We start from the raw sequence: 9,386 nt of genomic DNA on the forward strand, positions 1-9,386 counted from the left end.
GGGCTGTTCCATCCAGGCGCCCTGTGCGCCCGGCATCAGCAGCAGGTCGTCCTCGTCCATGCCGCCGTCGAGGCTGCCGTCCAGGTCGTCGACGGCGCCGTCGACGTCGCGGTCGGCGAGGAAGGCGTACGTGGAGGGGCCGTGGGCCGGGCGGGCCGGCCGCTCGGCGCGATGAGCACCAGCAGAAGCGGGGGCAGGGGCGTCAGCGGGGAGCGGCTGCCCGGGCTGTGCGCCTGCGTTCCCCGGCTGTCCCTCGCCCGGGATCTGGCCGGTGTCGGTCATGCGTACCCCTCGCCCATCGGTAGTGCTCCTTCGAACCGCTCCCGCCCTTGAGACAAGAACGAGCGCCTGTGCCTCGCGGCACGTCGCGCGCGGTATGTCGCCCGTACCACCCTGCCTCGTGCGCCACCAAGCCGGTGGTGCTTTCCGGACATTGGCGACTGGGAGTCGAATGCCGGGCGGCGGTACAACAGTCGGCCAGCCTACCCTTTGCCGTGCTCGGCGGGGTCATGGGTGGGATCGGAACCAGCCTCGTGAGCAGGGCGGGGGCGGGTTCACGGATGGGCGCGGTGGCCGCTCAGCAGGAAGGCCACGGCCCGTTCGCGCTCGGCCCACACGCGGGTGTCCAGCTCCATCGCCTGGAGCAGTACGCACTCCACTCCGTACCCGGCCGCCGCGAGCACCCGGCCCACGGCCTCGGCCTCGTCGCGGGTCGAGGCGTGCGTCACGAGCCGCTCGGGCCGGCGGGCGGCGCACGCCTCGACGACGGCCGCGCCGCCGCCTCCGACGCGGATGACGTCGGGTTCGGGGAGGTCTTCGAGGACCTGGGGGGCGGTTCCGTGGACGATGTCGAGCTGTACGCCGAAGCGGCGGGCGACGGCGGCGGCGCGGCCGCAGGCCTCGGCGTCGCGGTCCACGGCGATGACGGCCGCGCCGAACCGGGCGGCCTCGACGGCCGCCGCGCCGCTGCCCGAGCCGATGTCCCAGAGGAGGTCGCCCACGCGCGGCCCGAGGCGGGACAGTTGCGCCGCGCGCAGTTCCATGGACTCGCCCTCGCCCAGCACGGTCCCGTACGCGCCGGAGGGCAGCGCCCAGCCCCGTACGGCCGGCGGGTAGCCGGGGTCGCGGCCCGCGAGCCAGCCGCTGCCCTGGACGGCGGCGGTGCCCGCGCCGCCGATGACGATGACGACGTTGGGGTCGCGCCAGGCGTGGTCGACGACCTTGTCGGAGGTGAGCACGGTGACCTGTTCGCGCGAGGTGCCCAGTTCCTCGCAGATGACGAACGTGCGGTGCACCGGGCCGAGCAGGAGGGCGAGCTCGGCGGGGCCGGCGCCCGGGGAGGTGAGGACGGCGACCTTGGTGTGCGCCCGGCAGACGTTGACGGCGCGGCGCAGGTCGCGGCTGTGGGCGACGACGACCTGGGCGTCGTCCCAGGGCATGCCGGCTCTGGCGAAGGCGGCGGCGACGGCGGAGACCGCCGGGACCACCTCGACCTCCAGTCCGTGTTCGGGGGCGCGCAGGGTGCGTACGACGCCGAAGAAGCCGGGGTCGCCGTCGGCGAGGACGACGGCGGTGCCGCGGTGCTGTGCGATGCGGCGGGCGGCGAGGTCCAGGCTGCCGAGCCTGATCCGTTCGGCGGCGGGCGGGACTTCGGGCAGCGCCAGGTGGTGGGCGGCGCCGGCCACGAGGGTGGCCGCTTCCATGGCGGAACGGGCCGCATCCGTGAGCGGGGAGCCGTCCCAGCCGATCACCGTGACCCGGTCGGCCATCGTCGTCAGTCTCCTGGGGCTTGTCGCGGGTCGGGCGGATCAGGGGGGCTATCGGCGGGTGGGGCGGCGGACAGGTCTGAACGGGCCCGCGGCGGCGCGGGCCCGGGGCACGGGCGCGAACACGGTGAGCGTATCGCGACAGGTCCGGACCGGGCAGCGGCCGTCGTGGACCGCCCGCCCGCTCCCGGGCCGCCGTCAGCGCCAGTCGGGGTACGCCGAGGCGTATCCGTTGTCGGCGGCCGTCTCGTCGTGGGCGCCGTCGAGGTCTTCGGGGAGCAGGCTCCACACGAGGAGGTCGGTGCGGATGCGGGTCCAGCCGCCGTCCTCGGTGCGTATGCGGGCTATCCAGGCGTTGCGGAGCACGCCCTCGCTGATGCAGCCGATCTTCTGGGCGACCTGCTGGCCGGCGGCGTTGTCGGCGGCGGTGCGCAGTTCGACGCGCTCGAAGCGCTGGTCGCGGAAGAGCCACTGGGCGACGGCGAGCACGGATTCGCAGGCGTATCCCTCGCCGCGGGCCCAGGGGGCGGTGGCGTAGGACACCTCGGTGGCGAGGGTCCGCCAGTCGGTGTGGCGCAGTTGGACGGTGCCGACGAGGCGCTGGGTGAGGAATTCGGTGACCGCAAAGACGATTCCTCGCCCGCTGGTGCGCTCGGCGGGGGCGCGCCGCACGGTCCAGTCGCGGGCGTCGTCGGCGGTGTAGGGGTGGGGCGCGGCGGTCCAGGCGGTGACGAGTTCGTCGTTCATCATCTCGGTGAGCGCGGGGACGTCCGCCTCCTCGAATGGGCGCATCACCAGCCGGTCCGTGCTGATGGAGATGTCCGGAAAGGTGGATGTCATGCTCTGCTCCAACGCCGGGGACCGGGGTGATCTGGACCGTCTTGAGTGCACCAGCATGCAGCATGGGCCCGTCGCGGTGCCAAGCGCGTGGGCCCCGCGCACGCGGTGCGCGTGTGCGGGGCCCTGGTCCGTGCGGACGGCGTGAGCCGGGGTCAGCTCTTCACGGGGCCGAAGGCCGGCAGGACGGAGCCGTCGGTGTACTTGGACTCGATGAACTTCTTGACGTCGTCCGAGTTGAGGAGCTTCGCGAGCTTCTCGACGCGCGGGTCGTGCTCGTTGCCCTTCTTCACGGCGAGGAAGTTGGCGTACGGGTTGCCCTTGGCCTGCTCCAGGGCGAGGGCGTCCTGGGAGGGCTTGAGGTGCGCGCCGATGGCGAAGTTGCCGTTGATCACCGCGGCGTCGACGTCCCCCAGGCGGGTCGGGATCTGCGGGGCCTCCAGCTCGGTGAAGCTGAGCCCCTTCTTGTCGGTGATGTCGGAGAGCTTGGCGTTGGCGCCGACCCCGGCCTTCAAGTCGATGAGCTTGTGGTCGGCGAGCAGCTTGAGGGCGCGGCCCTCGTTGGTGGCGTCGTTGGGCACGGCGATCTTGGCGCCGGACTTGATGTCGGAGAGCTTCTTGGCCTTCTTGGAGTAGAGGCCGAGCGGCTCGATCTCGACGTTGACGACGGGCACGATGTGCGTCTTGTTCTTCTTGTTGAACTCGTCCAGGAACGGCTTGTGCTGGAAGAAGTTGGCGTCGACGTCGCCGTTCTCGGTGGCCGTGTTGGGGAGGTTGTAGTCGTTGAACTCCTTGACCTCCAGGTCGAGCCCGGCCTGCTTGGCCAGCTTGTCCTTGACGTAGTCGAGGATGACGGCGTGCGGGGTGGGGCTGGCGGCCACGACGAGCTTCGCGTCGGGGTCGCCCTTCTTGCCGCCGGAGTCGGTGTCGGAGGGCGCGCTGCACGCGCTGAGGCCGATGGTCAGCGCCGCGGCGACGGCGACGGCTGCGGAGATCTTGATGGTGTTGCGCACGAAGAGTGCCTCTTTCTCATCTCACGAATTGGTGCGCCCGGCGAAGGGTCCGGGCTCGTGGGCGTACGGGTGCGGGGCGGGGCCCGCGCGGGTCATGGCTTGGCGGTCGTGGCCTCCTGGGCGCTCCGGCCCGGCCAGGGCAGCCGGACGCGTACGGGCGACTGGGCGCGGGAGGTGCCGCGCGGGGCCAGCCGGCGCGCGGCGAGGTCGCCGAGGAGCTGGACGAGGGTGACGATGACGATCAGCACAATGACGGTGACGATCATCAGGCCGGTCTCGAAGCGCTGATAGCCGTAGACGATGGCGAGGTTGCCGAGGCCGCCCGCGCCGATCGCGCCGGCGATGGCGGAGTAGCCGATGAGCGCGATCACGGTGGTGGTGAGCCCCGCGACGATGGAGGGCAGTGCCTGCGGCAGCAGGACCTTGAGGACCAGCGTCCAGGTGCCGCCGCCCATCGACTGCACGGCCTCGATCAGGCCGTGGTCGACCTCGCGGACGGCGGTCTCCACGAGCCGGGCGAAGAAGGGGATGCCGCCGATGGCGAGGGCGACGACCGCGGCGCTGGGGCCGATGGAGGTGCCCACGACGAAGCGGGTGAAGGGGATCAGCACGACCATCAGGATGATGAACGGTATCGAGCGGCCCACGTTCACGACGGCGCCGACGGCCTTGTTCGCCACCACGTTCTGGAGCAGCCCGCCGCGGCCGGTGAGGACCAGCAGGACGCCGAGCGGCAGTCCGACGACGATGGTCCACACGGTGGCCCACAGGACCATGAAGAGGGTGTCGAGACAGGCGTCGGACAGCAGGGGCTGCATCTCGGACCAGGTCATTTGGCACCGTCCTTCTGAAGTCCGGCGGCCTCCTGGAGCCCGTCGGCGTCGTCGGTGCCGGTCACGGCCGCGACCTCGACCTGGAGCCCCTGTTCGCGCAGGAAGCCGATGGGGACGACGTTCTCCTCGAAGCGGCCGGGCAGCTCGATGCGCATCCGGCCGACCTGCTTGCCCGCGACGGTGTCCATCGCGGCGCCCAGGATCGAGATGTCGATGTTGTACGTACGGGAGAGCTGGGAGATGACCGGCCGGGTGGCGGCCTCGCCGAGGAAGGTGACGTCGACGACGGTGCGGTCCGTGCCGGACGGCTCGCCGCCGACCGGGAAGAGCTCCGCGGCCAGCTCCGAGCCGGGGGTGGCCAGCAGTTCGGAGACGGTGCCGGATTCGACGACGCGGCCGCCCTTCATGAGGGCCGCGGAGTCGCAGATGGTCTTCACGACGTCCATTTCGTGGGTGATGAGCAGCACGGTCAGGCCGAGCTGCTGGTTGAGGTCGCGCAGCAGCTGGAGGATCGAGCGGGTGGTCTCGGGGTCGAGGGCGGAGGTCGCCTCGTCGGAGAGCAGCACCTTGGGGTCGCCGGCGAGGGCGCGGGCGATGCCGACGCGCTGCTTCTGGCCGCCGGAGAGCTGGGCGGGGTACGCCTTGGCCTGGGCGGCGAGGCCGACGAGGTCGAGCAGTTCCAGCGCCTTGCGGGTGCGCTCCTTGCCGGAGACGCCGAGGATTTCGAGCGGCAGCTCGACGTTGTCGCGCACGGTGCGCGAGGAGAGCAGGTTGAAGTGCTGGAAGACCATGCCGATGCGGCTGCGGGCCTGGCGGAGCGCGGCATTGGCGCGCTGTCTGCGTCCGGCGAGGGCGGTGAGGTCCTGGCCGGCCACGGTGACCGTGCCGGAGCTGGGGCGCTCCAGGAGGTTCACGCAGCGGATGAGGGTGGACTTTCCGGCACCGCTCCGGCCGACGACGCCGTAGACCTCGCCCTCGCGGACGTGCAGGTCGACTCCGTCGAGCGCGGTGACCTCGCGGCCGCGCGAGCGGTAGACCTTGGTCAGGTCTGTCGTGGTGATCACAGGGGTTTCCGTCACTGTCGAGTGCGTGGCGCGGGGGCGCCGGGCACGGGCATGCATTGCGGAGCGCGGCAGCGGGGATCCCGGCGGGGCGCGGGGGCGCGGTCGGGGGTTCCGGTGACGCGGGGCGTTGCCGGCCGGTACGGGCGGGGCGCGTACGGTCACGGCTTCATGGCTCACGGTCTCGCTTCGGGGCGCGAGGCTCGGACAGGGGCCCTCAGCGGTCACACATTCGACACAGGCAACGAGCACCGGGCGTCGTCATCGCCTCGGTCGCAAGGGTGCGGCTGCTCGTCGTGGTCATGCCGTCAAGTAAAACAGACGCGCGCGCGGCCCGATCAAGCATGTCCACATTTTGGACGCTCTCGACCGACCTGTGGACATTTTCCATCGACCCCCGCCCCTTTCCGGCGGGACCCCGGCCCGCTCCGGCGGGGCGCGCGGACCTTTCCGGCGGGGCGCGCGGAGCCCGGCGACGGCCGTCCGCGGGCGGCCGATTAGAGTCGGCGCATGCCTGTCACGCCCGCTCCCTCCGCCCGTACCGCGCGGAGGCCCCGGTGATCACCGCCCTGACCGTCGCGGTCGGCGTGTGCGCGCTCGCGCTGGCCGCGTGGTGCGGCTTCGCCGCCTACCGCGACCAGCCCACCAAGGACTGGCACTTCATCGGCATGGCCGTGGTGTCGCTGCTCGCCATCGCCCAACTGGTCGTCGGAATAGTTCAGTTGGCAAGCGGTGAGAAGCCGGACCAGGGGCTGCCGATCTTCCTGGCGTATCTGATCGGCTCGGCGGTGTGCGTACCGGCGGCGGGCTTCATGTCGCTCTCGGAGCGGACCCGCTGGGGCTCGGTGACGGTCGCGGCGGGCGGCGTCATCCTGGCCGTGCTGGAAGTGCGGCTCTACGACATCTGGGGAGGCTGACGATGCCCGACTCCGCGACGACAGCACGCTCGAACGGAGGGGTCGACGAGACCGGAGAGCCGGGGCGGCCCGGCCGGAAGCCCGGGTTCGATCTCGGCCACGGCCCCGGCCGGCTGCTGGTGTGGCTCTACGGCGTCTTCACGGTCGCGGCGGCGTCCCGCTCGATCGTCCAGATGATCATGGACTTCGGGCGGGCGCCGCTCGCGTACGTGCTCTCGGCCATCGCCGCCGTGGTGTACGCCTTCATCACGTACTCCCTGGTGCGCGGCGGCGAGGGCGCGCGCCGGGCGGCGCTGGTGTGCTGCGCCGCCGAGCTGGCGGGGGTGCTGGTCGTCGGCACCTGGACGCTGGTTGCGCCGTCCGCCTTCCCCGACGCGACGGTCTGGTCGGACTACGGCATGGGGTACCTCTTCATCCCGGTCATCCTGCCGGTGACCGCGATGGTCTGGCTCCGCAAGGCGAAGCGCTGACGCGCCTGCCCGCTTGACGCGTCTGTCCGCATGACGCGCCTGCCCGCCGGCCGGACGACCGCCCCCAAGCGGCCGCCCGGCCCGACCGCCGCCGCGCTCAGGCGCTGGTCACATACGAATCCGCGTCGGCGGCCTTCTCCAGGGTCACCAGGGTGAGCTGCCGGCTGACCTCCTCACGGGAAACCGGCGCGTAGCCGTACTTCCGGTAGAGGCGCAGATTGCCCTCGTTGCGGTGGCCGGTCAGCAGCCGGTACCGCTTGGCCGCCCACTCCTGCGCGAGCCGCTCCTCGATCGCGGCGAGCAGCCGGCCGCCGAGCCCGTGCCGCTGCATGCGCGGATGGACGATCAGCTTGTCGATGCTCGCGGTGCCGTCCGCGTCGACCGTGCCCCGCACCGAGCCGACGACTTCCCCGCCGAGCCGGGCCACGAGCACGCACCCGGCGCCCAGTTCGGCGCGCACGTCGTCGAGGGACTGGGTGAGCGGTTCGATGGAGTAGTCGCCGTACAGCGCGGCTTCTCCCTGGTAGCAGAGATACTGGAGTTTGAGGATCTGCTCGACGTCGTGCTCGGTCGCCGCAGAGATGGTCACGCTCATGCCCATGTGCGCATGCCTCCCTTTTCGGTGCCGCTCGGGCCGGAGCGACGCCGAGGGTTGGACGTCGTCTCCGTGGCGACGATTGTCTACCGCTCCTTTCCCCAGGGGTCAGGAGCGGCAACCTCCGCCGTGAGCATTCTGCGCAGGCATCCCAGGCAACGGGAACGGACCGGCCCCAAAGATCCTTGTGAGATACCCAACTCCCCTGCGATTTCCCGGTACGTAGGGTCGGTTTTGGACAGAAGTGCGTCGAGCAGCCGGGGGCACCGGCCGGGCAGCCGCCGCACGGCGGCCCGCAGCGCGCGCCGCTCCTCGGCGGCCAGCACCTCGCTCTCGACCTCGGATTCCGCCCCGGCGTACGGGCCCGGGTGCGCGCTCCCCTGGGCCGGCGCGCCCACCTGCTCGTACGGCACCTCGCGGCGGGCCCGGCGGCGGGCGTCGCGCGCCTCGGTCCGTACGGCCGTGCGCAGCCAGGCGGCGGGTTCGGCCGGCGGCCCCGTCCTGCGGGTGCGCTCCAGCAGCCGCAGCCAGACGCCCTGTTCGAGGTCGGCCGCTTCGATACCCGCCGCGTGCGCCTCGGCCCGGGCCTCGGCCGCGAGCAGCGGGCTCAACTCCTCCAGGATGTTCATGCCGGGCGGGACGTGGCCGCGACGACGTGCGGTTGCCGATCCGGCCACGCCCCACCCGTGTGGGTAAGGCGGCGTTCCCGCCTTGACGCCTCTCTACTGCTGTCTATTCCGCTCTACTGCGCCATGGCGTCTCAGCGCTTGCGGAAGGCGTCCCGGGCGAGCACCGCGGTGTCGCAGTTGTCGGAGAAGATCCCGTCGATGCCCGTCTCGAAATACACCTGGAACGCGCCGAAGGCGTCGCCGTAGGCGTTCGGGTCGCTGCCGCGCCGGAAGTCGGCGGGCAGGAAGGTGTTCTCGTTGCGCATCGTGTACGGGTGCAGGATCAGTCCGGCAGCGTGCGCGTCGCGCACCAGGGTCGTGGGCTTCGTCAGCCTGCCGTCCTTGTCCCGGGGGATGATCAGCAGCAGCGTCGGCCCGATGCCCTGCGCGAAACCGGCGACCCACTCCAGCCCGTCGGGGGTGATCAGGTCGGCGACGGTGCGCGGGTCCTTCGCCACGACGAAGTCCCAGGGACGGGTGTCCGCGGCGTCGAGCAGCAGCACCTTCGGGGCGGACGCGCCGAGCCGGCCGAGCCGCTGGAGGCTGCTGGGCTCGAAGGACTGGAGGAAGGTGTGCCCGTTGCGGCCGGCCCGTCCGTAGCGGCGCAGCAGCCTGACGAGACGTTCCTCCAGCCCGAGGCCGATGCCGCGGAAGTACGTGGGGTGCTTGGTCTCGACGTGCAGCCAGATCCGCCGCCCGCGCTTGCGGCCCTGCTCCTCGGCCCATTCGAGGACCTCTTCGTAGGTGGGCACCTCCCAGCGCCCGTCGTAGAGGGTGTTGTGCTGGCGGGTGCCCGGAATGCGCTCCTTGGCGCGCAGCGTCTTGAGCTCCGCGAGCGTGAAGTCCTCGGTGAACCAGCCGGTGATCTTGGTTCCGTCGACGGTCTTCGTGGTCTTGCGGTGCGCGAACTCGGGGTGCGCGGAGACGTCGGTGGTGGCGGTGATGTCGTTCTCGTGACGGCATACGAGATGTCCGTCCTTGGTGGGGACGACGTCCTGCTCGATGACGTCCGCCCCGTTGTCCAGGGCGAACTGGTACGAGCCGAGCGTGTGCTCCGGGCGGTAGCCGCTGGCGCCGCGGTGGCCGACGACCGTGGGCGTCGGCAGGTCGCGGTACGGGCCGTGGCCGGTGTGCGCGCCGCGCGAGTCGCCGCGCGGCGCCGCTCCGGCGGTTCCCGCGGCGCCCAGCACCGCGGCCCCCGCCCCGAGGGCGGCCGCCCCCAGGAG

General features: G+C 71.9%; 11 protein-coding genes. 2 read left to right on the forward strand and 9 right to left on the reverse strand.

Annotation, left to right across the window (positions count from 1 at the left end):
- The 6 genes from ACFU99_RS21275 to ACFU99_RS21300 all read right to left on the reverse strand — a co-directional run.
- On the reverse strand, nt 1–282 hold a 282-nt coding region (locus tag ACFU99_RS21275), incomplete at its 3' end, for a hypothetical protein (protein WP_384394272.1).
- A gap of 272 nt (nt 283–554) precedes the next feature.
- Nucleotides 555–1,769, reverse strand: coding sequence for a precorrin-6y C5,15-methyltransferase (decarboxylating) subunit CbiE (cbiE, locus tag ACFU99_RS21280; RefSeq protein WP_384394274.1), 1,215 nt, complete (start codon nt 1,767–1,769; stop codon nt 555–557).
- Nucleotides 1,770–1,964: 195 nt separating this feature from the next.
- Nucleotides 1,965–2,606 carry a GNAT family N-acetyltransferase gene (locus tag ACFU99_RS21285; protein WP_384394276.1) on the reverse strand — a complete coding sequence of 214 codons (642 nt, stop codon included), beginning with the start codon at nt 2,604–2,606 and terminating at the stop codon, nt 1,965–1,967.
- A gap of 152 nt (nt 2,607–2,758) precedes the next feature.
- Nucleotides 2,759–3,616, reverse strand: a complete 858-nt coding sequence (locus tag ACFU99_RS21290) for a MetQ/NlpA family ABC transporter substrate-binding protein (RefSeq protein WP_384394278.1) — start codon at nt 3,614–3,616, stop codon at nt 2,759–2,761.
- Between the two features lie 92 nt (nt 3,617–3,708).
- A complete protein-coding gene (locus ACFU99_RS21295) occupies nt 3,709–4,449 on the reverse strand; it encodes a methionine ABC transporter permease (protein WP_384394280.1) in 741 nt (246 codons plus the stop codon).
- Nucleotides 4,446–5,570: a methionine ABC transporter ATP-binding protein gene (locus ACFU99_RS21300; protein ID WP_384394282.1), complete on the reverse strand. Its 1,125-nt coding sequence runs from the start codon at nt 5,568–5,570 to the stop codon at nt 4,446–4,448. The genes ACFU99_RS21295 and ACFU99_RS21300 overlap by 4 nt, the downstream gene beginning before the upstream one ends.
- Nucleotides 5,571–6,067: 497 nt before the next feature.
- On the opposite strand from ACFU99_RS21300, the gene ACFU99_RS21305 reads away from it, so the two are divergent.
- Both ACFU99_RS21305 and ACFU99_RS21310 read left to right on the forward strand, forming a co-directional pair.
- The gene (locus ACFU99_RS21305; protein WP_384394283.1) at nt 6,068–6,427 is read left to right on the forward strand and encodes a hypothetical protein; all 360 of its coding nucleotides are present in this window, start codon (nt 6,068–6,070) and stop codon (nt 6,425–6,427) included.
- A 2-nt stretch (nt 6,428–6,429) separates the two neighbouring features.
- Entirely contained in the window at nt 6,430–6,897 is a 468-nt protein-coding gene (locus ACFU99_RS21310) for a hypothetical protein (protein ID WP_384394284.1), read from the forward strand.
- 97 nt (nt 6,898–6,994) lie between these two features.
- On the opposite strand, the gene ACFU99_RS21315 is transcribed toward ACFU99_RS21310, so the two are convergent.
- The 3 genes from ACFU99_RS21315 to ACFU99_RS21325 all read right to left on the reverse strand — a co-directional run.
- Nucleotides 6,995–7,597, reverse strand: a complete 603-nt coding sequence (locus ACFU99_RS21315) for a GNAT family N-acetyltransferase (protein WP_384394288.1) — start codon at nt 7,595–7,597, stop codon at nt 6,995–6,997.
- Nucleotides 7,579–8,121 (reverse strand): RNA polymerase sigma factor, encoded by a 543-nt coding sequence (locus tag ACFU99_RS21320; RefSeq protein ID WP_384394290.1) that lies wholly within the window; start codon nt 8,119–8,121, stop codon nt 7,579–7,581. The genes ACFU99_RS21315 and ACFU99_RS21320 overlap by 19 nt, the downstream gene beginning before the upstream one ends.
- 131 nt (nt 8,122–8,252) lie before the next feature.
- A partial coding sequence (locus tag ACFU99_RS21325) for a glycerophosphodiester phosphodiesterase (protein WP_384394286.1) occupies nt 8,253–9,386 on the reverse strand: 1,134 nt, incomplete at its 5' end.

It is taken from the genome of Streptomyces sp. NPDC057654 (assembly GCF_042800135.1).
Classification (GTDB): domain Bacteria; phylum Actinomycetota; class Actinomycetes; order Streptomycetales; family Streptomycetaceae; genus Streptomyces.